Source organism: Hymenobacter guriensis, from assembly GCF_015773195.1.
Taxonomy (GTDB): domain Bacteria; phylum Bacteroidota; class Bacteroidia; order Cytophagales; family Hymenobacteraceae; genus Hymenobacter; species Hymenobacter guriensis.
This window is the reverse complement of sequence record NZ_JADWYK010000007.1, coordinates 22,795-46,925: the sequence shown is the minus strand read 5'-3', so window position 1 is coordinate 46,925 and position 24,131 is coordinate 22,795. Positions and strand designations below refer to the sequence as shown.

21 protein-coding genes are annotated in these 24,131 nt (G+C 56.4%); 7 read left to right on the top strand and 14 right to left on the bottom strand.

Features of this window, described 5'->3' with window-relative positions; genetic code table 11:
- Window positions 1–169: 169 nt before the first annotated feature.
- A complete protein-coding gene (locus I5L79_RS12660; protein WP_196955426.1) occupies window positions 170–1,543 on the top strand; it encodes an FAD-dependent oxidoreductase in 1,374 nt (457 codons plus the stop codon).
- 66 nt (window positions 1,544–1,609) lie between these two features.
- Here I5L79_RS12660 and I5L79_RS12655 read toward each other — a convergent pair whose 3' ends face one another.
- From I5L79_RS12655 to rpoN, 3 genes are all read right to left on the bottom strand, one after another.
- Window positions 1,610–2,008, bottom strand: coding sequence for a hypothetical protein (locus tag I5L79_RS12655; protein ID WP_196955425.1), 399 nt, complete (start codon window positions 2,006–2,008; stop codon window positions 1,610–1,612).
- 152 nt (window positions 2,009–2,160) lie between these two features.
- Window positions 2,161–2,856, bottom strand: a complete 696-nt coding sequence (locus I5L79_RS12650) for a hypothetical protein (RefSeq protein WP_196955424.1) — start codon at window positions 2,854–2,856, stop codon at window positions 2,161–2,163.
- Between the two features lie 4 nt (window positions 2,857–2,860).
- Window positions 2,861–4,447, bottom strand: coding sequence for an RNA polymerase factor sigma-54 (rpoN, locus tag I5L79_RS12645; RefSeq protein WP_231403075.1), 1,587 nt, complete (start codon window positions 4,445–4,447; stop codon window positions 2,861–2,863).
- A gap of 287 nt (window positions 4,448–4,734) precedes the next feature.
- Here rpoN and asnS point away from each other — a divergent pair, with 287 nt between their 5' ends.
- From asnS to I5L79_RS12630, 3 genes are all read left to right on the top strand, one after another.
- Entirely contained in the window at window positions 4,735–6,153 is a 1,419-nt protein-coding gene (asnS, locus tag I5L79_RS12640) for an asparagine--tRNA ligase (RefSeq protein WP_196955423.1), read from the top strand.
- A 148-nt stretch (window positions 6,154–6,301) separates the two neighbouring features.
- The gene (locus I5L79_RS23785) at window positions 6,302–6,688 is read left to right on the top strand and encodes an acyltransferase family protein (protein ID WP_394368803.1); all 387 of its coding nucleotides are present in this window, start codon (window positions 6,302–6,304) and stop codon (window positions 6,686–6,688) included.
- Window positions 6,574–8,217, top strand: a complete 1,644-nt coding sequence (locus I5L79_RS12630) for an acyltransferase family protein (protein ID WP_196955421.1) — start codon at window positions 6,574–6,576, stop codon at window positions 8,215–8,217. The genes I5L79_RS23785 and I5L79_RS12630 overlap by 115 nt, the downstream gene beginning before the upstream one ends.
- A gap of 336 nt (window positions 8,218–8,553) precedes the next feature.
- Here the strand turns inward: I5L79_RS12630 and I5L79_RS12625 are convergent, their stop codons facing one another.
- The 6 genes from I5L79_RS12625 to I5L79_RS12600 form a co-directional block, all read right to left on the bottom strand.
- Window positions 8,554–8,766 (bottom strand): hypothetical protein, encoded by a 213-nt coding sequence (locus I5L79_RS12625; protein ID WP_196955420.1) that lies wholly within the window; start codon window positions 8,764–8,766, stop codon window positions 8,554–8,556.
- An 86-nt stretch (window positions 8,767–8,852) separates the two neighbouring features.
- Window positions 8,853–9,095, bottom strand: coding sequence for a hypothetical protein (locus tag I5L79_RS12620; protein WP_196955419.1), 243 nt, complete (start codon window positions 9,093–9,095; stop codon window positions 8,853–8,855).
- Between the two features lie 224 nt (window positions 9,096–9,319).
- Window positions 9,320–9,751, bottom strand: a complete 432-nt coding sequence (locus I5L79_RS12615; RefSeq protein ID WP_196955418.1) for a hypothetical protein — start codon at window positions 9,749–9,751, stop codon at window positions 9,320–9,322.
- Between the two features lie 63 nt (window positions 9,752–9,814).
- Window positions 9,815–11,125, bottom strand: a complete 1,311-nt coding sequence (locus I5L79_RS12610) for an alginate O-acetyltransferase AlgX-related protein (RefSeq protein ID WP_196955417.1) — start codon at window positions 11,123–11,125, stop codon at window positions 9,815–9,817.
- 9 nt (window positions 11,126–11,134) lie between these two features.
- Entirely contained in the window at window positions 11,135–12,463 is a 1,329-nt protein-coding gene (locus tag I5L79_RS12605) for an MBOAT family O-acyltransferase (RefSeq protein WP_196955416.1), read from the bottom strand.
- 515 nt (window positions 12,464–12,978) lie between these two features.
- Window positions 12,979–13,779, bottom strand: a complete 801-nt coding sequence (locus I5L79_RS12600) for a hypothetical protein (protein ID WP_196955415.1) — start codon at window positions 13,777–13,779, stop codon at window positions 12,979–12,981.
- Window positions 13,780–14,051: 272 nt separating this feature from the next.
- On the opposite strand from I5L79_RS12600, the gene uvrA reads away from it, so the two are divergent.
- Window positions 14,052–17,180, top strand: coding sequence for an excinuclease ABC subunit UvrA (gene uvrA / locus I5L79_RS12595; protein WP_231403074.1), 3,129 nt, complete (start codon window positions 14,052–14,054; stop codon window positions 17,178–17,180).
- A 79-nt stretch (window positions 17,181–17,259) separates the two neighbouring features.
- On the opposite strand, the gene I5L79_RS12590 is transcribed toward uvrA, so the two are convergent.
- Together I5L79_RS12590 and I5L79_RS12585 are read right to left on the bottom strand one after the other, a co-directional pair.
- Entirely contained in the window at window positions 17,260–17,925 is a 666-nt protein-coding gene (locus I5L79_RS12590) for a DUF4142 domain-containing protein (protein WP_196955414.1), read from the bottom strand.
- Window positions 17,926–17,973: 48 nt separating this feature from the next.
- Window positions 17,974–18,585 (bottom strand): DUF4142 domain-containing protein, encoded by a 612-nt coding sequence (locus I5L79_RS12585; protein ID WP_196955413.1) that lies wholly within the window; start codon window positions 18,583–18,585, stop codon window positions 17,974–17,976.
- Between the two features lie 148 nt (window positions 18,586–18,733).
- Between I5L79_RS12585 and I5L79_RS12580 the strand changes: the two genes are divergently transcribed.
- On the top strand, window positions 18,734–19,579 hold the full coding sequence (locus I5L79_RS12580) for a hypothetical protein (protein WP_196955412.1): 846 nt from the start codon (window positions 18,734–18,736) through the stop codon (window positions 19,577–19,579).
- Between the two features lie 94 nt (window positions 19,580–19,673).
- On the opposite strand, the gene I5L79_RS12575 is transcribed toward I5L79_RS12580, so the two are convergent.
- The 3 genes from I5L79_RS12575 to queA form a co-directional block, all read right to left on the bottom strand.
- Entirely contained in the window at window positions 19,674–20,474 is an 801-nt protein-coding gene (locus I5L79_RS12575) for an enoyl-CoA hydratase-related protein (protein ID WP_196955411.1), read from the bottom strand.
- A gap of 54 nt (window positions 20,475–20,528) precedes the next feature.
- Entirely contained in the window at window positions 20,529–21,251 is a 723-nt protein-coding gene (locus I5L79_RS12570) for a 2-C-methyl-D-erythritol 4-phosphate cytidylyltransferase (RefSeq protein ID WP_196955410.1), read from the bottom strand.
- A 137-nt stretch (window positions 21,252–21,388) separates the two neighbouring features.
- Window positions 21,389–22,438, bottom strand: coding sequence for a tRNA preQ1(34) S-adenosylmethionine ribosyltransferase-isomerase QueA (queA, locus tag I5L79_RS12565; protein ID WP_196955409.1), 1,050 nt, complete (start codon window positions 22,436–22,438; stop codon window positions 21,389–21,391).
- Between the two features lie 194 nt (window positions 22,439–22,632).
- Between queA and I5L79_RS12560 the strand changes: the two genes are divergently transcribed.
- Window positions 22,633–23,895: an ABC transporter permease gene (locus I5L79_RS12560; RefSeq protein ID WP_196955408.1), complete on the top strand. Its 1,263-nt coding sequence runs from the start codon at window positions 22,633–22,635 to the stop codon at window positions 23,893–23,895.
- The last annotated feature ends 236 nt before the right edge of the window (window positions 23,896–24,131 follow it).

Here is a 24,131-nt window from a genome sequence, read left to right as displayed (position 1 = left end):
GCCGTGAGGCGGGTGATAGTACTTTAAAAGTAGAATGGAAATAGTGCTATCGGCTGAACGCGGCTCGTGCTCCTGGATGGGGCGGGTTCTTTGGTTTCGAACCAGGTTAGCGGCAACGGAACTTGCTCTCATTCGTCTTAGATTGCACGCCTGATTTCCACCCCGTTCTATGCCTGCCTCATCTACCGTTGCCACTGCCGAAACTTCGCTCACCATTTTAGGCGGGGGCCTCGTTGGCTCGCTGCTGGCCCTGTACATGGCCCGGCGCGGCTTTCCCGTGCAGGTGCTGGAGCGCCGCCCCGACCCGCGCCTGGCGGGCCCCATCGAAGGCCGGTCCATCAACCTGGCGCTGTCGGACAGAGGATGGCGGGCCCTGGAAGGGGTAGGTATTGCCGAAGAAATCCGGCAGGTGGGCATCCCCATGTACGGCCGCGTGATGCACGACCAGCAGGGGCGGCTTACCTCGCAGCCCTACGGAGCCAAAGACCAGGCAATCTATTCCGTGTCGCGGGCCGGCCTCAACCGCACCCTGCTGGATCTGGTAGAGCAGCAGCCCGGCGTGGCGGTACGCTTCGAGCAGCAGTGCCTGAATGTGGACGTGCGCAACCGCCGGCTGGAGCTGCGCGACGTGCCCACCGATACCGTATATGAGCAGCAGTACAGCCGCCTGTTCGGGGCCGATGGCGCCTACTCGGCGGTGCGCGGGGCCCTGCAGAAAACCGACCGGTTCGACTACTCGCAGAGCTATCTGGAGTATGGATACAAGGAGCTGAACATTGCGGCCGGGCCGGCTGGCAGCTGGCAGCTGGAAAAGCACGCGCTGCACATCTGGCCGCGCGGCCAGTACATGATGATTGCGCTGCCCAACCTCGACGGCACGTTCACCTGCACGCTGTTTTTTCCCTACGAAGGCCCGCATTCCTTTGCCGCCCTGCAAACGCCCGCGCAGGTAGAGTTCTTTTTTCAGGAAGTTTTCCCCGATGCGGCCCCGCTGATGCCGGAGCTTACCGAGGACTTTTTCCAGAACCCCACCGGCTCCCTCGTCACGGTGCGGTGCTTTCCGTGGTCGTACCAGGATTCGGTCTTGCTGCTCGGCGACGCGGCCCACGCCATCGTGCCTTTCTACGGGCAGGGCATGAACGCCGGCTTCGAGGACTGCACCATTCTGCACCAGTTGCTGGGCGAGCAGGACCACGACTGGCAGGCCGTATTCGACACGTTTGAGCGCCAGCGCAAGCCCAACACCGACGCCATGGCCGAAATGGCGGTGTACAACTTCGAGGAAATGCGCGACCGGGTGGCGGATCCGCGTTTTCTGCTTCAGAAGAAAATCGAAAGCAAAATCTCCGCTCAGTATCCAGATCAGTGGGTGCCCCTCTACCCGCAGGTCACGTTCTCGCACACGCCCTACGCCGAGGCCTGGGCCGACGGGCAGCGCCAGGACCAGATCATGGCGCGCCTGATGCCCCACATCCACTCCGAAGCCGACTACGACCAGCCCGAGGTGCAGGCGCTGGTAGCTAGGGAAATGGCGGCGCTGTAGCCCGCAAAAACGGCGGCCCACCCTGCGCGCAGCAGACCGGGCCCATGCTCGAAAGCAGAAAGAGAATCAGAAGCGCGGGGCGCTCAGCCGCACTACGGCCATGGGCTGCTGATCATCGAGCCAGAAATAGGTAGCCAGCTGGCTGGGGCGTAGCACTCGGCCCAGGGAAGCCAGATAGCGGCGCTCGGCCCGGCGGGCGGCGCCGGGCAGGCGGTGAGACGCCTGTTGTTTGCGGCGCAGATGGGCGTAGGTGCATCGTTCCAGCTGCCGGCTCTGCTCGGCGCTCAGATCCAACGCATCGGTCAGGTAGTCGGTGAGCTGCCGGGCGCGTTGACGGGGCATTTCCTGCGCCCCCGGGCCTACCTGGCCGGTAACTACACTTGGTACTGCGGCCTGGGCGCTGCCCACAAGCAATAAGCTGCCCATCAGCAGACCCGAAAAGCGAAGGGAGCGGAGCGTAGACATATCAAAGACGCGGAAACGTACAAGGAAATAACCGTAGTCTACAAAGATATGCTTTTGTAGCTGCTATCAGCTTCTGCTCTTATCCTATTCCCTGTGGATCAGAGCATAAAGCTGGGAGCCGGCCCGTTGACCGGTTATATCGGCAACGAAAGCTACCCGCCCAGCAGTATCAGCCCCAGGCCAGCGGCGAGCCCCAACAGCAGGCCCGCCGCAACCTGCGCTTTGGTATGAGCCCGCAAAATTAACCGCGCCCAGGCCACGGCCGCAGCCAGCACCAGGCCGGCGGACAAGCTCAGGCAGGTAGCCGGGAGAGCAGGATGCTGCCCCCAAAGCACCAGCAGCATGGCCAGGGCACCGCCCATACCTACGCCGTGCGCACTGATTTTCCACCAGAAGGTAATGAGGAACGTGAGCGTCACGGCCAGAGCCATACCCGCAAGCAGCAGCGCCAGCTGTGGGGGCGTACCCGTCAGCTGCGGCACCAGATACGCCGCGGCGCCGAAGCTTAGAGCCGCCAGCAGCAGGGGGCTGTAGCGCTGCCGCCGCTCCCCCAACTGCAAAGAACTAACGCGGCCAAAGGCATATAGCAGCGCAGTGCCCAGCGCCGGCACTCCAAAGGTAAGACCGGCCGTCAGGGCCACGGTAAACCACGGCCGGGGCAGCTGCTCGGCGGGCATTCTATGCACCAGCCACAGCACCAGGTAGGTTGGAACCAGCAGCGGGTGAAAGGCGACGGATAAAAAGTGCGCGATAAAGGAGAGGGAATACAAACTGGCAGACTTGGCCGGCGCTACCGTTTGGCGGTCGTCAGCCTGCGCTTCGCCTACAGGCGGTTCCTCATCCTTCATAGCCTTACAGCTCCTTCCGCAGGCGCGCTACCGGAATGTTGAGCTGCTCCCGATACTTGGCTACGGTGCGGCGGGCAATGTTGTAGCCGCGGGCGTTCAGCATCTTTTCCAGCTTGTCGTCGGACAGGGGGCGGGACTTGCTTTCGCCCTCAATAATTTCCTTTAGAATATGCTTGACTTCCCGGCTCGACGCGTCCTCGCCTGAGTCGGTGGCAATACCTTCGGAGAAGAAGTACTTGAGCGGGTAAATGCCGAACTCGGTCTGCACGGCTTTGGAGTTGGCCACCCGGCTGACCGTCGAAATATCCATCCCGATTTCCTGGGCAATATCCTTCAGGATCATGGGGCGCAGCTTGCTTTCGTCGCCTTCCACGAAGAAGTCGTGCTGGTAGCGCACTATTGAGTCCATGGTGCGCAGGAGGGTGTTCTGGCGCTGCCGGATGGCGTCGATAAACCACTTGGCCGAGTCCAGCTTCTGCTTCACAAAAGTCACGGCTTCCTTCATCTTGGCGTCCTTTTTCGAGGCCTTGTCGTAGGCCTGAAACATTTCCGTGTACGCCGGCGATACGCGCAGCTCGGGCGCGTTGCGGGCGTTCAGGGTCAGGTTCAACTGGCCGTTGTCGTTGGTCAGAATGAAGTCGGGAATGATGTACTGCACTTTGCCCAGGCCCACCGGGCCGGTACCGCCGGGCTTGGGGTTGAGCTTCAGAATCAGTGCTATGGCATCCTTCAGCTCGTCGTCTTCCAGATCCAGCTTCTGCTGAATGCGGGAGTAGTGCTTTTTGGTGAACTCCTCAAACGTGTCGGTGATGATGCGCTCAGCGTGCTCCACATCGGGGTCGTCCTGGTGGCGGCGCTCCAGCTGCAGCAACAGGCATTCCTGCAGGTCGCGCGCCCCGATGCCGGCCGGGTCGAAGCGCTGAATCACGCGCAGCACGGCTTCAATCTCGGGCACCGAGGCTTCCAGGTTCTGCGAGAAAGCCAGGTCGTTGGCAATGGCCGACAGGTCGCGGCGAATGTACCCGTCGCCATCAATGGAGCCGATCAGCTGGCGGCCAATGGCTTCCTGTTTTTCATCGAGACTGGCAAAGCCCAGCTGGTCGAGCAGAGAGTCGATAAGGGAGCCGCTGGTATCGGCCAGGGGCATTTCCCGGTCGTCTTCGTCCTCGCCGGGGCCGTCGCCCTGCATTTTATAGCCGGCTATTTCGTCGTCGTTGAGGTAGTCGCTCAAATCCAGGTCGTCGTTGTCGCTCTGGCGCTCCTCGGGTTCGGAGGCTTCCGGTATGGGGAGTTCTACCTCGGGCTGCTCGTCGGCGGGCTCGTTGAAATCCTCATCCAGCGTGCTGTTGTCGCTGTCGAACTCGGCATCGGGGTCGTTGTCGAAGTCCTCGTCGTCCGAGTCGTCGTCGCGCTCCTGGTCATCAAACTCCTCGTCCTGGTCGTCGCCTTCCTCCAGAGCAGGGTTCACTTCCAGCTCTTCCTTGATGCGCGCCTCCAGCTCCGCCGTCGGAATCTGCAGCAGCTTAATGAATTGAATCTGTTGGGGGGAGAGCTTCTGCTGGAGAAGCTGCTTCATGTCGAGTCGTTGCATACTCAGAAAACGCGTGCGCCTCGCTGGAAATAAACGAGGGAATTAAGCCAAATGTAGCCCTTTCTGTACTTGAGTTGAAGGGAAAATGTTGGGGTGTCCGGGCAAGAGTACCTGCCATCCTGAGCGAAACGGAAAGCCCGCGCCCGGTTAAGCCCCGGCTGCGAAAAAGACGCTTTTAGACCGGGAAGGGTCGCACGTGTGGCTTGGCAGCATGAGAAAGGGCCGTACGCCTTGCAAAACTTCTACCTTTGCAGTCAATTCTTTCTTTCGCAGAACATACTATCCCAATGTCCGACCTCCGAAGAACCAGCGTGCAGGACCTGCTCCGCAGCACCGAGCTGGACCGCGAAGTGCTGGTGAAAGGCTGGGTACGCACCCGCCGCGGCAACAAATACGTGCAGTTTATCTCCGTGAACGACGGCTCCGGCTTTAACTCCATTCAGGTGGTAGCCAACGCCGAGTTGTTCCCGGAGGAAAAGCTCAAAGCCGATGGCGTAGACAACGGGGCGGCCGTGGCCGTGCGCGGCAAACTGGTGGCCAGCCAGGGCAAGGGCCAGTCGGTGGAAATCCAAGCTGAGGAAATTACGGTGTATGGCACCGCCGACCAAGAATCTTATCCGCTGCAGAAGCGTCCCAAAGACCAAAAAGGCATTTCTTTAGAAGAACTGCGCAAAATTGCTCACTTGCGCCCCCGCACTAACACGTTTGGGGCGGTGCTGCGCATCCGGCACGCCATGTCGTTTGCGGTGCACCAGTACTTCAACAGCCACGGCTACTTCTACATCCACACGCCCATCATCACCGGCTCCGATGCCGAGGGGGCCGGCCAGATGTTCCGCGTGACCACGCTTTCCGACACCAAGCCGCCCCTGAACGAGGCGGGCGCGGTGGATTATAGCCAGGATTTTTTCGGCAAGGCCACCAACCTCACCGTGTCGGGCCAGCTCGAAGGCGAGGTGGCGGCTATGGCCCTGGGCAAGGTGTACACCTTCGGGCCCACGTTCCGGGCCGAAAACTCCAACACGGCCCGTCACCTGGCCGAGTTCTGGATGATTGAGCCCGAAGTGGCTTTCTTTGATCTGCAGGATAACATGGACCTGGCCGAGGACTTTCTCAAGAGCCTGGTGCGCTATGCCCTGGAGCACTGCCCCGACGACCTGCAGTTCCTCAACGACCAGTACGACAAGGAACTGCTCAGCCGCCTGAAGTTTGTGGTAGACAACGACTTCCAGCGCCTCACCTACACCGAAGCCGTAGAAATCCTAAAAAGCGCGAAGCAAAAGTTTGAATTCCCGGTGGACTGGGGCACCGACCTGCAGTCGGAGCACGAGCGGTACCTGGTAGAGAAGCACTTCAAGAAGCCGGTTATCCTCACCAACTACCCCAAGGATATCAAGGCGTTCTACATGAAGCTGGACGAGGATGGCCGCACGGTGCGCGCCATGGACGTGCTGTTTCCTGGCATCGGCGAAATCATCGGCGGCTCCCAGCGCGAGGACGACCTGCAGAAGCTGCAGCAGCGCATGCAGGAAATGCATGTGCCTGAGGAGGACCTCTGGTGGTACCTCGATACGCGCCGCTTCGGCTCGGCCCCGCACGCCGGCTTCGGCCTGGGCTTCGAGCGGCTCATCCTGTTTATCACCGGCATGGCCAACATCCGCGACGTAATTCCCTTCCCCCGCTTCCCGAAAAGCGCGGAGTTTTGAGAGACAATTTGTAGATACAGAGCGCTGGGAAGCCCATTTGGGCCATCATTACCTTCCCACGGCACGAGAAGGATCATTTATTTGAACATCAAACATCTGCTAAGCTAAGTCTGGTTACCTCCATAATAGTGAAGGCCACATCGCCTTTATGATCATGACTAATTTCGAAAAAATGCCAGCAAGTTTCAGATACGATATTAATGCTCTAAGGGCAATTGCTGTTCTTGGGGTTATTCTTTATCATTATAAAGTAGATTTATTTTCTGGAGGATTTTCTGGAGTTGATATATTTTTTGTTATTTCAGGATACTTGATGAGTAGGATTCTGATTATGTCAATTGATAATAATGTTTTTTCATATAAAGATTATTTTTATAAACGATTAAGGCGAATTGTACCAGCTCTTATATTTTTGATATTTTGCATTACTTTTTCCTGTTTTTTTTATATTTTCCAGAAGATTTTATTGCTAATGAGAAAAATGCTTCTTCTTCTGTTGTGTTTTTATCTAATATATTCTTTTGGAAAAATTTAAACTATTTCGCTCCATCGTCGGAAAGCAACGTGTTTTTACATACATGGTCTTTGTCAATAGAATGGCAATTCTATTTAATTTATCCATTTTTATTAATTTTTATCAAAAATAATGTTAGATCAAAAGGAAAATATCTGTATTCCTTCCTTTTTATTGTTTTAATTTCATACATTTCTTCTATATTAATCAGTGAAATTGACCCAACAGCATCTTTCTATTTGTTGCCAACAAGATCATGGGAAATGCTTTTTGGTGGATTTGCTTTTCTTTTAGAGGAAGATGTAAATGTTGAAATGTCAGAGAAATTCAGAAAATATTTTGCTGTATTTGGTTATGTTTTAATATTTACATGCTTTGTATTTTTAAAAACAACGATCCTTTGGCCGGGATATTATACTTTAATTCCTGTTATAGCTACCTTTTTTATTATAAGTGCTAACTATAACAAATTTGCAATCGTTAAAAATTGCTTTGTCCAATTTGTGGGAAAGATATCTTATTCGCTTTATTTATGGCATTGGCCTATATATGTTATTGCTGCCTATTATGGAATTCAAGAGTCCTGGCAGATAGTTGCTTTGTTAATTGCTTTGTCATTTGTATTGGCATTTCTATCATTTCGATATATTGAATCATTTTCATTTAACAATAAGTCAGTCGTTATGTCAATGGCTGTGATACTTTTTTTAACGGTTATGCTGAGTTATATTCCTCTGAATACACTTTTGTTTGATTCAAAAACATTAATGATTGCTAATTACAAAAAAATTCACAAAAAAGAACTTTATAATCATTTCAATAAAGATATTTGCATGGTTAACAATATTGAGGATTTTAATGAAACATCATGTCTGCAGTTTGATAAAAACAAAAAAAACATTTTGATAATTGGCGATAGTCATATGGCTCAACTGTCTCAGTCATTGCAAGAGCGAGTTTCTGAATATAATATTAATATATTGCAAGCAACTGCTGGGTCAACACCTCCATTAATCAAAAAATTCCGCCATAATGAGCCGATGGTAAAAGAATTGATGAATAATACGTTCTATAATTTCATTCCTAAAAACGCAAATAAAATAGATGGTGTTATTTTGAGTGCAAGTTGGTCGGGATATACAAATATACCTAAAGATAGTGTGTATTATAATTTACGAGAAACTATAAAATATCTTAAAAGCTATGGTATAAGCTCTATTATTATTGGCCAAACCGAAAGGTATACTATACCCTATGCTAATATTGCTGCATGGAATTATGAAAACAATAGCCAAATGAATGTGCGTTTTCTGGATCAATACGCTGTGAAAATGGATAATTATTTGCAAAATAAGTTAGGCGAATCTTATATAAAAGTAATTAATGTGAAAAATTTTCCTGTTTTATCAGATAACTATATTCCATATATGTGGGATACAAATCATGTTACTAAATATGGGGCAGATTTAATTGTAAATAAGGTCATGTCAAATCCAAGAGTAATAAAGTTTTTTAAATTAAGAAAAAAGCGACGAAGATTGGTAAAATAATGTGTCGATATTGTTTTGTTCGATGTTTCAGACCATTCATATATGCCCGAAGTGCGACTATCTGTACCCCAATGTCCCTGCTTAAGTCGCTCAATATGCGCAAATGCAGCAACCATTGCTGGGTTAGGTGTCGCTACGGGCCCTTGCGCATGACTGGAGCAGGTGATGATTTTAGTGTTTTCAAAGTTTGACAGTTTCGGCAGGCTATCTTAAAGTTAATACTATAAGGCCGCAACCTTATTCTCCGCTCTCGCTTCCCCCAAAGCGCGGAAATTTAAACCGCGGATTTATCAGGATTTTCTGTCAAGGCAAAGTGTTAACAAGTCATTCAACTATTCAGCAGTAGTTCCGCAGCTCTTTGTCATCCACGGCTACCAGTGCATCAAGTCGCAGCTCGAAGCCGTCCTGCAGGCGCAGGTATTCAACTTTATCCTGAATGAACAGGTCCTGGATAATACCCTGGTAGGTGCTGGGCGGAGTGTCGGGCTCGGTGCGGTAGGTGAGGGTGCAGGGCTGGCTGGCTGGTGGCGCGGGCTTCCAGCTCATCATAGAACGAGTAGCTGATGGGCGTATAGGCAGGGGCAGGCATAGTAAACGAAATAAAGAGCGGGAGGATAAGCGTGGCGGGGTTGCAGCTAGGCCGCCAGGCGCTGGCCGTTCACGGCTACCAGCCAGGCCAGCGGGAGTTCCTGGCCGGCTTCGAGCGACAAATACTCTCTGGCTTCACGCTGAAGCAGCCCGGCTACTATGCCGTAAAAGCTGAACTCGGCCGACGTACCCGGCACCCGGTACACCAGTTGGTAGCCGCAGCCTACACTTAGCTGAGGCGGTAAGGAAGGCGCCAAGGGCCGAAGCGCAGGAGCGTAAGTTTCAGGCATATCAAATGAGTAACGGGCCTTCGTAACTGGCGGCCATCCGGTGCAGATACGAAATACATCCTATTCTAGTTCGTTGATTTAGATAGTATTGCCGGATACAGAAGGCGTTATGGACATCCTCTGGCTGGCATTAGCAGCTGCTCGGCCATACCCTGTAAAAAGCAAAAGCCAGCCGGCTGCAAGAAGCGGCCCGCTGGCTTAGCAAATTTCTGAATTCTCTACGGCTAGTGCTTGCCTTTGCCGTGGCTTTTGCCATTCCCGTGGCCATTGCCTTTGCCAGGATGAACCCCATAGTACTTTTTAGCCTGCCCGGGAGGCATAGCTTTCGGGTACTTCGCCCGGTGGTCCCGGATTAGTACCCAGGGCTGGGAGCCGCGGTAGTCGATGATAACCGGATGGAAATTAGCCGGATTATAGCCGTTGAGCGACGTTACCCGCGTCCAAGCGTTGTTGCGGTACACGATGTAGCGCTGCCCGCGCAGGTCATAATACCCGCCGATGTCGGGAATGTAGTAATACTGCGTGCCGGCGGGTGCTGCCGGGCCCCAGGAGGGGGAATTGATATTGATGTTGATCTGCGCCTGAGCACTGGTGAAGGCACCGGTGGAGCTCAAAAGAAGCAGGGCTGCGCAGAATATTTTGGTGCAAATGTTCATAAAGCGGAGGCGTTAGTGAGGTAAGACGCATACGGCAACCGCAAGAAAGGGGCCAATCATTGGCTACTGTTCGGCCTCGAAGCGGTTCAGGGCCTTTTCTCGGATGTAGGTGTCAAAATTCTCTCCACTGGCAATAGCTTCCTGGTGTAGGCGGGACATTAGGCCCCAGTCGGCTCGAATTTCCTGCGTAATGACGCCAACACGTGCCGAATCAGTAGAGGACAGCCGTTCGTAGAACGGGTATGTGTGGTGGGTGAAACCGTGGTCGAGTTGGTTGAGGTTGTACTCGGCATAGAGCACCAGCACCACGTCGCGGTGCTCTAGTTCCGCTTTACGGTCTAGGCGCGATACGTCGGCGCCGGTTCCCACGTTTTGTAACAGTGGGGCCTGCCCCGGCCAGCCCACGCGGCGGTGGTAGTACCAGAAGGTCGATTTGGGGTCAAAAAGCCGCGGAAAAAAGTCATAAAAGTCTATAAAGCTCCACACAAAACTGTCGCCAATGATGAGCACGTTCGGCTTTTTCTGGCCGGGTTTGGGGTCGAGGTACTCAAGGCGTGGGTAAGCCATCCGAAAAGGCTGCGGCTTCACCATCAGGTTCAGGGCGGTGGCAATGTCGGCGTCGTAGCCGCGGGTGGTATCAACGATGTCGCGCCCGTTTACGCGATAGTCGGGTATATCGAAGTGGCCGCGCTGCTCCAGGTAGTGCAGCAGCGTATCGGCAGCCAGGGTAGTGCCGTAGCCGCTCCAATGCGTGCCGCCCCGCGGAAATAACGGATAGGAGACGGTATCCTTCTTTTGCCGGAACAAAGCCGAGAAATCGAGTAGGTGGATGCCTTGCCGCTGCATTTCCCTGACTGTACTCCAGTAATTGCTGGTTTTTCGTGGCCCGCGCCATGCTTCGGGAATGTATTCGGGATAGTAAGCTGCCTTATTGGGGGCAATAGCAAATACGAACAGAACCCCACGCTGCGTAAGTGAATCCTGCACTACCTTCATCTTGCGTACCCACTGACGGATCATAGTGTCGCCCACGTAGTCGCGGCCGTAGTAGGAGTCGATGGGCCAGTCCTGAAACAGGACGTCGTTGTAGCCGCGGATTAGCGCCTTGGCCCGAATGACGTCGAATACAGAGTATGCCACTTGGTAATTCAGGCGCACCAGGGCAGACCTAAAGCCCAGGCGGTCCTGTAGGTAGGCTTCCAGCTTGGGCTGGTACTCGTTGTTGCGCAGTGCCTCGTACGACAACTCCGGGTGCGGCGACACCACAAACCAGCCCTCCAGGGGGCGTATGGGCAGCAGTCCGAATTTTGCCTGCAGTGCCGGCAAGCACAGGGCAGCCAGCAGCAGGGCAAACAGCGTGCGTTTCAAGTGCATTGGCAGCGCTTAGAAGCGGAAGTAAATAAAAGGATTAAAACTGCTGCCTACTATGGCACTGGCGCTGAGAATTAGCAGTAGCGCAGCGGCAACGCTAATGGTCACGGCACGAGTGGGCTGCAAATGCTCCCCCAAAAGCACGTTCACTTCCCATCGTTCGACGCGGGGTAGAGCAGCCATAAAGGAGAAGCCAGCGGCAAGCAGCAGTGTGTACCAGAACTCGGTGCTGAAGCGTGGCAACTCCTGCCATTCCCCGCCAAACATGCGCTCAACGTAGGCCAGGGCGCTACTCAGGCTCTCAGCACGGAACAGCACCCAGCCAACCACCGCCACAACAAAAGTAGGCAGGATGCTCAGCACGCCCAGCCGCCGCGAGATACGCAGCCAAAACAGGCGGTCTAGGATGAGAAACAAGCCGTGGAAAGCACCCCAGGCAATGAAGTTCCAGGCGGCCCCGTGCCAGAAGCCCGAGAGGATAAATACCACCCAAAGATTCGCGTAGAGGCGCCCGGGCCCGACGCGGTTGCCACCTAATGGGATGTAGAGGTAGTCGCGCATCCAGCGGCCAAGGGTGATATGCCAGCGCTGCCAGAACTCGGTAATGCTACGCGAAATATACGGGTTGTTGAAGTTTTCGGGAAACTGGAAGCCAATCATGCGGCCTAAGCCGATGGCCATATCGGAGTAGCCGGAGAAGTCAAAGTAGATCTGGAAGGTGTAGGCAATGGCTCCCAGCCAGGCCAGCGGAGCCGACAACTCCGCTGGGGGCAGATCAAAAAGACGGTCGGCCTCCTGGCCCAGCACGTTAGCCAGGAGTACTTTCTTGGCCAGGCCCAGGGCAAAGCGGAAGAAGCCGGACAGCCTGTGGTCCACCGTTTCAAACGCCGACCGGTCGGTGAGCTGGCCGGCAATTTCGTGGAAGCGCACAATGGGGCCGGCTATCATCTTGGGAAAAAGCATGATGTAGAGCAGGAAGTCCCAGAATGACTTGAGCGGCCGGTTTACTCCACGGTATACGTCAATGGTATAGGTGAGCTTCTCGAAGGTGAAAAAGGAAATGCCGATAGGTAGAACTACTTCTTCCCATTGTAGCGAAGTGCCGCCAGTGGCCTCGCGCACCGTGCTGACGTTTTCAAGGAAGAAGTTGGCATACTTGAAGTAGAAGAGCATGGCCACGTTGATGACAATGCTTATAATCAGATAAATGCGCTTGCGCCAGCCTGCGGCGCGGTCCATGAGGTAGATTAATACGAAGTTGACGACCACCGAAATCAGGAACAACGCCAGGAAGCTAAGACCGCCCCAGGCGTAAAAGCCCAAGCTGGCCAGCAGTGCCACAAGGTTCCTGAACTTGTGCGGTACTGCGTAATACAGCAGCAGAAAGCCGGGCAGAAAATAGAATAAAAACAGAGTGCTGCTGAATACCATGCACGATGAAATAGCGAATCACAGAAACGCCCAAAACTACAGATTTGCTTGTTCAGCTCCCGGGGTCAGGCAATGGTAGTGCCTGCTGGCCAGCCTGCGCTGCCGGGCTTCAGGAAGTAAAGCGGCTATTGAGGTTCCTCTGCGCCTGAACATTGGCGTAGGAGCCATACACAGGAAAAAGCCAGGCGAAAATGCCGTTTTATCAAGTTTTACCAGGAAGGGATAATTCAAGAAAAGGGATGTAATGGAAAGAAATTGACAGAGTGAAGATAATCCTGACTTTGTCCGTCATCAGCAAAATCAGAATTGATATCATGCTCGAAGACGCGTGGCAACGGTCTTGATGAATAAAGGCGCTGGGCACATACCAAAAAGAGCCTCCGTATCTACCGGAGGCTCTTTTTGGTATGTGCCCAGCGCATGGCCTATTGCCCTCTGCTTCTTCCCCGTCCGCTCTGCGTGTTGCCGGGAGCCTGCTGCGGCTGGCTTCCCCTTCCGCCCGGCGCCGAGTAGTTGCCCCGGCCAGAATTGCTTTGCCCATTAGGCATTGCGGACCCGCTGCGGCCGTTGCCGTTCTGATTGCTGCGGTCGGGCCGCTCGTAGCTGCCCCGGTTGTCGTTGCGGCCGTTGGGGCGGTTATTGTCACCCCGGTTATCGTAGCCTCCCTGGGAACTGCGGTTGTCGCTGCGGCTGCCGTAGGTTCCGCGGTTGTCGCGGTTATCGTTGCGGCTGTTGTATTGGTCCCGGTTGTTGTCGCGGGCGTAGCCGGCCTGGTTGCCGGGGCGGTTAGCATAGTAGCCCGGGTTATAGCCGTGCGGATAGGCTGCGTAGCCCCGGCCGGGCCAGCGGGAACCGTAGTAGCGGCCCGGCTGCACGCCCCACCGGTCGCAGTAGGCGCGGTGGTCGCGCAGGTAGCCCCAGGGTTGGCGGCCCACGTACTGCACCACCACGGGGTGGAAAAAGCGCGGGTCGTAGGCGGCGTAGGCGCGAGGCAGATAGGGCGAGCTAACCCAGGCCCCATACACCGGGTCGAAGAACAGATACTGCCCGGAGTACAGGTCGTAGTAGCCGTCGATTTCCGGAATGTAGTAATACTGCACGTCCGGGCCTACGCTCGGTCCCCAGTACGGAGTGTTCACGTTGATCTGCACCTGCGCCTGTGCGGAGCCGCTGTACAGCAGCATCCCAAGCACCAGGGCCAGACCCGATTTCAGCAGAGTTTTCATAGAAGAGAAGTCAAAAGAAAGACGCCATGCCTTAAGGCAAAAGCCGCACCATAATTCACGCGTTAGACGCACAGGCCGCTCAAGGTTTAACAGAACTTTGGGTGGGGCGGGACATTTCCCCAGGAGCCCGTGTTATAGCCCCTCTGTGCCCCGTTGAGTTTTTGGGGCTGGCCGGGGAATTGTTCGCCAATACGCTTGGCAAATAAGCTATTCGGGCTAGCCGCCGGGGCCTGATTTGCGTACCTTTGCAGACTTATCCGCTTCGCTGCCGCATGGCTAAAAAATCAACTGCTACTCCCGCTTCTTCCTCTGCTGCCGGCAAGCCGGTAGCTTCCAAAGCTCCCCGCGCACCCAAAGCAACCAAGCCCGGCAAAACTTCCGTTGCTGACGATGCTGCCCCGGCTGCGAAAGCCAGGAAGGCGCCGCGCCCTACGGCTGCCGCCGTAGCCGACAACGCCACGGAGCATACCACGGCCGCCGTGCAGGCAGTGCCCCTAGCTGAGCAGGTAAACGAAACGGTAATGGAAAGCCACGTGGTTACCCGTGGGCAGCTGCTGGGCCCCGCCGATCTGGAAGCGCCCTATATTGAAGTGTACGGGGCGCGAGAGCATAACTTGAAGAACATTTCCGTGCGGATTCCGCGCGGGCGGCTGGTGGTATTTACCGGCATTTCGGGCTCGGGCAAGTCGTCGTTGGCGTTCGATACGATTTATGCTGAGGGTCAGCGCCGCTACATGGAAACGTTTTCGGCCTACGCCCGCTCCTTTATGGGTGGGCTGGAGCGGCCCGACGTGGATAAGATTGAGGGCCTGTCGCCGGTTATCAGCATCGAGCAGAAGACGACCTCGCGCAACCCCCGCTCCACGGTGGGCACCATCACCGAGATTTACGACTTTCTGCGCCTGCTCTACGCCCGCACCGCCGAGGCCTTCAGCTACGCCACGGGCCAGAAGATGATCCGGCAGAGCGACGACCAGATCATCAACTACATCCTGAAAGAGTACGACGGTCGCAAGCTGGTGGTGCTGGCGCCGGTGGTGAAAGGCCGCAAGGGTCACTACCGGGAGTTGTTTCAGCAGGTAGCCAAGCTGGGCTTCACCAAAGTGCGCGTGGATGGCGAGCTGCTCGACATCACGCCCAAGATGCAGGTGGACCGCTACAAAATCCACGACATCGAAATCGTCATCGATCGGCTGGTGGTGAAGGAGGAAGACCGTTTCCGCCTTTCCGGCTCGGTGCAGAATGCCCTCACCCAAGGCAAAGGCACCATGCTGGTGCTCGATGCCGACAAGAAGAAGGACAACACCCAGTTCTTTTCCCGCTTCCTGATGGACCCGGCCACAGGTATTGCCTACGACGACCCGGCGCCCAATACGTTCAGCTTCAACTCGCCGTACGGCGCCTGCCCCACCTGCAACGGGCTGGGCGAAGTGCAGGAAATCACCGAGGACTCGGTGATGCCCGACAAAAAGCTGAGCATCAGCCGGGGCGGTATTGCTCCCCTGGGCGAGTACCGCGACATCTGGATTTTCCAGCAGCTCGGCCTCATCGTCAAAAAGCACAAAGCCAGCCTGAGCACCCCCATCGAAAAGCTGCCGGCCGAGCTGGTGGAGCGCCTGCTGCACGGCGTACCCGAGGACGAGGATGCCGACCCCAAAAAGGCCAACTACGTGGAGCCGTTTGAGGGCATCATTCCGTTCCTGCGCCGCCAAATGGAGTCCGACTCGGAGAACATCCGGGAGTGGATTCAGCAGTACACCCAGGCCCAGGAGTGCCCCGAGTGCCACGGCTACCGCCTCAAAAAGGAAAGCCTGCACTTCAAGATTGCCAATCACCACATCGGCGAGCTGTCGGTGATGGACCTCAGCGAGCTGGCAGCTTGGTTTGAAGGCCTAGAAACCCGCCTCTCGGAGCGCCAGAACCTGATTGCTCGTGAGCTGCTGAAGGAAATCCGCAAGCGCATCGGCTTCCTACTGGAAGTGGGCCTCGATTACCTAAACCTGCACCGCTCGGTGCGCACCCTCTCGGGCGGCGAAAGCCAGCGCATCCGCTTGGCTACGCAGATTGGCACCCAGCTCGTGGGCGTGCTCTACATCATGGATGAGCCCAGTATTGGCCTGCACCAGCGCGACAACGAGCGGCTGATCAAGGCTCTGCAGCACCTGCGTGACCTGGGCAACTCGGTGATTGTGGTGGAGCACGACAAGGACATGATTATGCACGCCGACCATGTGCTGGACATTGGCCCCGGCGCGGGCATCCACGGCGGGCAGATTGTGGCGGCTGGTACGCCCACGGAAATCTTCAGCAGCGGCTCGCTCACCTCCCAATACCTCAGCGGGCAAAAGCACATTGAGCTGCGCAAGAAAAAGCGCACGGGCGAAGGCAACGAGCTGGTGCTGCGCGGGGCCAAAGGCCACAACCTCAAGAATGTAACCGCCAAATTTCCGCTGGGCAAGCTCATAGCCGTCACAGGCGTGTCGGGCTCCGGCAAGTCGAGCCTGATTCACGATACGCTGTACCCCATCCTTAACCAGCACTTCTTCAACGCTAAGCGCGAGCCGCTGCAGTACGATAAGATTGAAGGCTTGGACTTTATCGACAAGGTAATTGAGGTAGATCAGTCACCAATTGGACGCACCCCACGCTCTAACCCGGCTACGTATACCGGCGTGTTCACCGAAATACGCCAGCTGTTTTCTTCGCTGCCCGAGGCCAAAATCCGCGGGTACGGACCGGGCCGCTTTTCCTTTAACGTGAAGGGTGGCCGTTGCGAAACCTGCGAGGGGGCCGGCATGCGCACCATCGAAATGAACTTCCTGCCCGACGTGCACGTGCCCTGTGAAACCTGCAAAGGCCGCCGCTACAACCGCGAAACGCTGGAGGTTCGCTTCAAGGGCAAAAGCATTACCGATGTGCTGGACATGACGGTGGAAAAGGCCGTAGAGTTCTTCGAGTTTCAACCCCGCATCCTTCGCAAGATTCAGACCCTGAACGAAGTAGGTCTGGGCTACCTCACGCTGGGTCAGCAGGCTACTACGCTGTCGGGTGGCGAAGCACAGCGCGTGAAGCTGGCGACGGAGCTCAGCAAGAAGGACACTGGCAAGACCTTCTACATCCTCGATGAGCCCACCACTGGCCTGCACTTCGAAGACATCAACCATCTGGCCGTGGTGCTGCACAAGCTCGCCGACAAAGGCAACACCGTCCTCATCATCGAGCACAACCTAGACCTCATCAAAGTAGCCGACCACCTGATTGACATCGGGCCGGAAGGCGGGGCGGGTGGGGGCACCATTGTGGCTCAGGGCACGCCGGAGCAGGTAGCCAAATCGGGTAAAGGCCACACCAGCCGTTTCCTGGCCGAAGAGCTGAAGGGAAGCAAGTACGCTGAAGCATAGCTTTCCCGAAACCGCATAAAAAAGCCGCCGGAAATCTACTTCCGGCGGCTTTTTTATGCGGTTTATGTCAACCGGCAGCTTACATAGCGTGCTGTTTTGACATATCCAGGTGGCTCTGCACTACGGGCGTCACTTTCTGAATGAAGCCCTTTAGGTCAGCGTCCTGCGTCATGCCGAGGTGAGCCTGCAGCGTGTTCAGCGTCTTCTGGTGGTCGGCTACCATCTGGTCCATGAACTTCTTCTCGAAGTCTTTACCCGAAAGCTTACGCATATCGGCCGCAATGGCTTTGTGCTCCGCGTCCATGTCGGTGGGCAGCACTACGTTCTTCTTCTGGGCAATGGGCTTCAGGTCGTTGGTCGATTTGGTGTGGTCCTGAATCATCTTGTTGGCGTGGTCTTTCACCATGCCCGTCACGCCTTTTTCCAGGGCCAGCTTGCTGAGCTGAATTTCGTTCTGGTCGCTATGGGCGGCCGACTTCATGAACTCGGGGTCGGTGGCGTGGGGGGCGGTGGGACCAGCAGCAGCAGCTGGCGCGGCCGAATCGGCATCAGCAGTTACGGTAGGACCGGCATTGTTGTCAATCACAGTAGCATCGGCCTGAACGCCGCCTTCATCCGCGGCCTTGTCCATGTCGCTAACTGCTTCACCGGCGGTGCCATCGGTACGCTTGTTTGCGTCGCCGCAGCTCGTATTCAGGGCCAGCAGCGCGGCCAGGGGCAGAATGGCAAACAGGTTCTTTTTCATGAGTGTTTGTGGTTGGGTTGGAGAGATTAGAAAAGGAGAAGAAAGAAATTAAGGAAGGTTCTCAGTTTGATCTTCAAGCTGTTTGAGCTGGCTCAGGTGATCAGAAAGCACGGGATAGTACTTAGCTGCAAAACCCCGGATGTCGCCATCGTAGGCCTCTTCGCGCATGTCATCAAAGGCATCTTCCTGCTTGTTGTGCAAGTCCAAGAGCAACTCCACGTACTGCTTGTCGAAGGCGCTGCCACCGGCCGCGGTGAGCTTCTGGTATTGATCCTGCTGCTCGTGGCCCAGGCCCGAAGGCACCGTAATGCTTTTCTGCTGCGCTACCACCTGCAACCCCTGGCCAATGGCCGCGTGCTCTTTCAGCAGCCTGGCGGCGAAGTTGCGCACGGCAGGCAGGGTGGCTTTTTGCAGGGCCAGGCGGCTGGCTTCTGTCAGCAGCTGCCCGCTGGCCGCCGCATTCACCAGAAACTCGGCGTCGCGCTCCTGCTTGCTGGTTACGTCGGCTTCCCCAATGCGGCGCTCATTCTCGAAGCGGGCTGCCGCTACCGGGTCCTGCTGCTCACTGTTGGACGAGCAGGCTGCCAGGGTAGTGGACAGGGTAATTGCTGAAAACCAGAAGGGCAAACAGCTGAATATCTTGGGAGAAGAAAAACGCATATCCTGTCTATACGCGCCGGGGAAGGTCTTGTTATTGTTGGGGTAAGCTCAGCCGCGCAGAAATATTCGGCGGCTTGAATTAAACTAACTTAAACGCTCCGCCTCCAACAAGCGAAAACAGCTGTTCAACCCTCAACTCATTTGCCTTATGAAACTGCCTACGCTTTGTCCATGGTATTTTTCTGCCCTCGTTGTGGGGGCTTTGCTGACTGTCGGCTGCGCCAAAGAAAGCGACCAAGCCACCCCCGAAAGCATTACGTCGGCGGAGGATCAGGGAGCGGCTGAGGAGGGCGGCGCCGATCTGCTGGACCTGCTGAATGCCAGTGCGCCCAACGATGTGGCCACCGCCAGCGGCACCGAAGCCGAGGCCGGCGACCTGCTTCGCGTGGCCGGGAACTGCTTTACCCGAACCTACGACCCCGCTACCCGCACCCTCACGCTGGACTTCGGCCCCACCAACTGCGCCGGGCCCAACGGCCGTTTGCGCCGGGGTAAAATTGTAGCCGTATTCAGCCAGCAGCTACGGCAGGTGGGCAGCACTATCACGGTTTCCCTGCTTGATTATTACGTGAACGACCGGCAGCACACCGGCACCCGGCTCTACACCAACTTAGGTCAGGGTTCCTACTCCGTGGAGGTGAAGGATGCCAGCATCATCACCCCAGAAGGTACCCACGGCTGGGCTTCCCAGCGCACCTATACCCGCACCGCTGGCTTCGGCACCCGCACCCTGCGCGACGACACGTACAGCGTAGCGGGCTCGGCTACGGGTACTAACCGCAAAGGCGTCAGCTACACTGCCACTATCGAGCAGCCCCTCATCAAATCGTTCGCCGAAGGCTGCGCCCGCCACTTCATCTCCGGTACCGTCAGCATCACCAACAGCAAGGAGAAAAGTCTGCTGCTGAACTACGACCCCACCGGCACCCAGGCCTGCGACAATATTGCTACCGTAACCATCAATGGCCGCACCCGCACCATCACGTTACACTAGTCGTTGCCACAATTGATTTACGCAGCAGGTATTATATCGCAAAAGAAGGTTCCTGTAATCAGGAGCCTTCTTTGCGTTTAACTCAAAAAGCAGCTTATCGGCCAGTGAAGCTAGGCTTGCGCTTTTCGGCAAATGCCTTCACGCCTTCCTGGTAGTCTTCCGATTCGCCGGCAATCTGCTGGCAGAGGGCTTCGTAGTCGAGCATCTCGTCCAGGGTGGAGGTGCCGGCTTTGTTGAGCATCTGTTTGATGAGGCCAATGGACCTGGTGGGGGCCGCAGCGTAGCGGGAGGCCAGACCATAAGCGGCTTCGTCGAGCTGCTCGGCGGGTACTACCTGGTTCACGAGGCCCAGGCGCAGCGCTTCGTCGGCGGGTACTTTGGAGCCCAGCGCGCACAGCTCAAAAGCCTTCAACGAGCCCACCATGCGCGGCAGAAAGTAGGATGAGCCTGAATCCGGCACCAGCCCGATGTTGATGAATACCTCAATCAGTGAAGCTTCGGCCGAGGCCACAATGGCGTCGCAGGCCAGGGCCAGGGAGCAGCCCGCGCCGGCCGCTACGCCGTTGAGGCGGCAGATAATGGGCTTAGGCAGGGCGCGCATAGCCCGGATGATGGGGTTGTAGCGCTTGTGCAGGGAGTCGTAGAACGAGCGTTTTTCGCCGGCGCTGGCGCCTTTCAAATCCTGGCCCGAGCAAAAGGCCCGGCCGGCGCCCGTGAGTACCACGGCCCGCACCTGTGCATCGCGGGCTACCTGCCTGAGGGCATCCTGCAGCTCGTAGCTCTGGGGGTCGTTGAAGGCGTTGAAAACTTCCGGGCGGTTGAGGGTGATAGTGGCCACACCGTCGGGGCGCACGTCGTAGAGCAGGCAGGTGTAGGTGGGCAGGGTTTCAGCCATGAGGAGGAGGGTGGTTATGCCCGGCAAAATACGCTGAATAGCCTAAACAGACAGCTACGGCGTCAGCTGCTGGGCCCGCAGAATAGCCTCGGCTACCAGCATATCTTCCGGCGTCGTGATTTTGAGGTTACGGTAGTCGCCTTCCACCAGATGAATTGGGTGCAGGTCTTCCACCACGCTGGCATCGTCGGTGAAGGTAGTTAGCTCGGGCAGCTGGTAGGCGCGCCGCAACAGATCCAGGCTGAAGCACTGCGGCGTTTGCACCAGCCGCAGCCGGGCGCGGTTCAGCGCGTAGGAGCCCTGCTGATTAAGACCTCGCACCGAGTCTTTGGGCACTACGGCCGCCACGGCCGCCCCGTGGTTGTAGGCAGCTTCAAACGTGGCCTCAATCACGCGGGTCGGTGTGAGCGGCCGAACCCCGTCGTGCACGGCTACCACGCCTTCGGGCGCGGGCAGGTGCGCCAGCCCGTTGCGCACGGAAGCCCAGCGCGTAGCTCCACCTGCCACCACCGCGTGCGGAATCTGTACCTGATGCTGCCGGCAAAGCTGTTCCCAAGTAGAAAACTGGTCGGGCGGGAGCACCAGCACCAACTCCTGCACGCCCAGCGTAGGCTCGGCAAAGCGCCGCAGGGTGTGCAGGAGCACCGGTTCGCCCAGCAGTTCCAGAAACTGCTTGGGCCGGTCGGCGCCCATGCGTGTGCCGCTGCCGCCCGCTACGATGATGGCGAATCGTAGGGTCTTGGGGTCTTGGGGTCTTAGGGACTTGGAGTCGTTCATGCTAGCCGGGAAGTCGCGCAAGTAACACGCAAGTAATACAGACGCACACAAAATAGACGCACACAAAAAACGCCGGATGCTACTACGAAAGTGGCATCCGGCGTAAATCTATTCAGGGAGGCAGAACGATACTGCCCCTACAGAATCAGCATAGCGTCGCCGTAGCTGAAGAAGCGGTATTTCTCCTTGATGGCCAGCTTGTAGGCTTCGCTCAGCAGGTCGTAGCCCGCAAAGGCGGCCGACATCATCATGAGTGTGCTTTCCGGAGTGTGGAAGTTGGTGAGCAGGCAGTTGGCAATCTTGAACTCGTACGGAGGGAAGATAAACCGGTCGGTCCAGCCCTCGGTAGCTTTCAGGCGGGAGTTGGCCGATACCGACGACTCCATGGCGCGCATGGACGTGGTACCGATGGCGCACACGCGCTTTTTGTTGTCCAGCGCCCGGTTCACAATCGTGGCCGTGGCGGCGGGTACCACAAAGTTCTCCGAGTCCATCTTGTGCTTGGTGAGGTCTTCCACGTCCACCGGGCGGAAAGTACCCAGGCCCACGTGCAGCGTCACGGGCGTCATGTCCACCCCTTTGATTTCCAGGCGTTTCATCACCTCGCGGGTGAAGTGCAAACCTGCCGACGGTGCGGCTACGGCACCGGTGTTCTTGGCGTAGATGGTCTGGTAACGCTCTTTGTCGGCAGCTTCCGTTTCGCGGGAAATGAACTCCTTCGGAATGGGCGTTTCGCCCAGGTCATGCAGTGCCTTGTAGAACTCCTCGTCGGAGCCATCAAACAGGAACTTGATGGTGCGGCCGCGTGAAGTGGTGTTGTCAATCACCTCCGCTACCATGTCCGACTCACCGAAGTACAGCTTATTGCCTACCCGGATTTTGCGGGCTGGGTCTACTAGCACGTCCCACAGGTGAATTTCCTTGTTCAGCTCGCGCAGCAGGAACACTTCGATCTGGGCGCCGGTTTTCTCTTTGTTGCCGTAGAGGCGGGCCGGAAACACCTTTGTGTCATTCACTACCATCACGTCGCCATCCTCGAAATACTCGATGATGTCTTTGAAGACCCGATGCTCGATTTTGCCCGTGCTGCGGTGCAGCACCATGAGGCGCGATTCGTCGCGGTTTTTGGTAGGATGCTGAGCCACGAGGGCTTCAGGCAGGTCAAACTTGAACTCGGACAGTTTCATGGGCCAAAAGGGCAATAGGAGGGGAACCTAACGAAAATTTGAGGGTGCGAAAGTACACAAATTGGCTGGATTAATCGTTACTTTCCGCCCGAATACGGCGCCACTGGCCAGGATTCGCCCCGGAAGAATTATACTTTTCGAGCGGCTCCGTGGTTGTTTACCCGTTTCATCACGCCCGCACTGCTACTTCCGCTATGAAAACCCTGCGCCTCACGTTCGAAAGTTTCCGGTTTGCCTGGCAGGCCCTGCGCGCCAATCTGCTGCGCACCGTCCTGTCCCTGCTGGGCGTCACGGTGGGCATTTTTGCTATCATTGCCGTGTTTGCGGTGGTTGACTCCCTGGAAGCCAACGTGCGCCAGAGCATGAGCTTTGTGGGCGACAAGGTGATTTACGTGCAGAAATGGCCCTGGGCCTTTGGCGGCGACTATCCGTGGTGGAAATATTTCAACCGCCCCAATCCGTCCATTCAGGAGTTCCGGGAGCTGCAGCGCATGCTTTCCCCGGAAAACAACCGGGGCGTGGCCGTTTTTGCGGCCCGGGGCGGCAATACCCTCAAAGCCGGCAACAACAGCGTGGAAAGCATTGCTGTGCAGGGCGTCACCATCGACTACCGCCTGATTTCGGACGTGCCGGTGCAGGAAGGACGCTACTTCACGGCCCAGGAAATGGACGCGGCCCGCAACGTAGCTATTGTGGGCTACGAAATAGCGCATAATCTGTACCCCAACGGCTCGGCCCTGGGCCAGGAGTTCCGCACCCACGGCCAGAAGTTCAACATCATTGGCGTGATGCAGAAGGAAGGCAAGAAGCTGCTCGATACGCCCAGCAACGACACCAACTGCCTGGTTCCGCTGTCGGCTTTCACCAAGATGTTTGCCCTGAGCACCGGCAGCGGGGGCGGCGCCCAAGCCACCATAGGGATAAAAGGGGTAGATAGTGACCCTGGTATGCTCAACCTGGAGTCGGAAGTGCAGGGGGCCATGCGCACCATCCGCGGCCTGAAGCCCCGGGAGGAAGACAGCTTTGCCCTGAACCGGCCCGAAATGCTGGCCAATGCCATTTCGCAGCTGTTTTCCATCATTGGCATTGCCGGGGCGGTTATCGGCTCGTTTGCCATCCTAGTGGGCGGTTTCGGCATTGCCAACATCATGTTCGTGTCGGTAAAGGAGCGCACCAACATCATCGGGATTCAAAAGTCCCTGGGCGCCAAGAACTACTTCATTCTGTTCCAGTTTCTGTTCGAAGCCGTCTTTCTGTGTTTGCTGGGCGGGGGCGCCGGTATCTTCTTGGTGTACCTCATTACGCTCATTCCGCAGGACGCCATGCCCATTTTTCTGTCGGCTGGCAACATAGCGCTGGGCCTCACCGTGTCGGTTGTCATTGGGGTGCTGGCCGGCATCATCCCGGCCGTAATGGCTGCCAACCTCGACCCGGTTATTGCCATCCGCAGCAAGTAGTGAAACGCGAAGTTGTGGAATGGTAAGGTTGGCGTTCTGACCGCGCAGTTTGCGCAAGCGGCGCAGTAAGAACATCAAACTCTACCATTTCACAACTTCACTATTTTATCTATCTTGCGGGTCGCTACTTTGAGTCGCCTTCCTTCCGTGGGCGGCTTTTTTTTGCCTTTTTTCCTTCTTTGTTTACCTGGCAACGGCCATTCCCCACTGCCGATCCGTGCCCCTGGCCGGCGGCT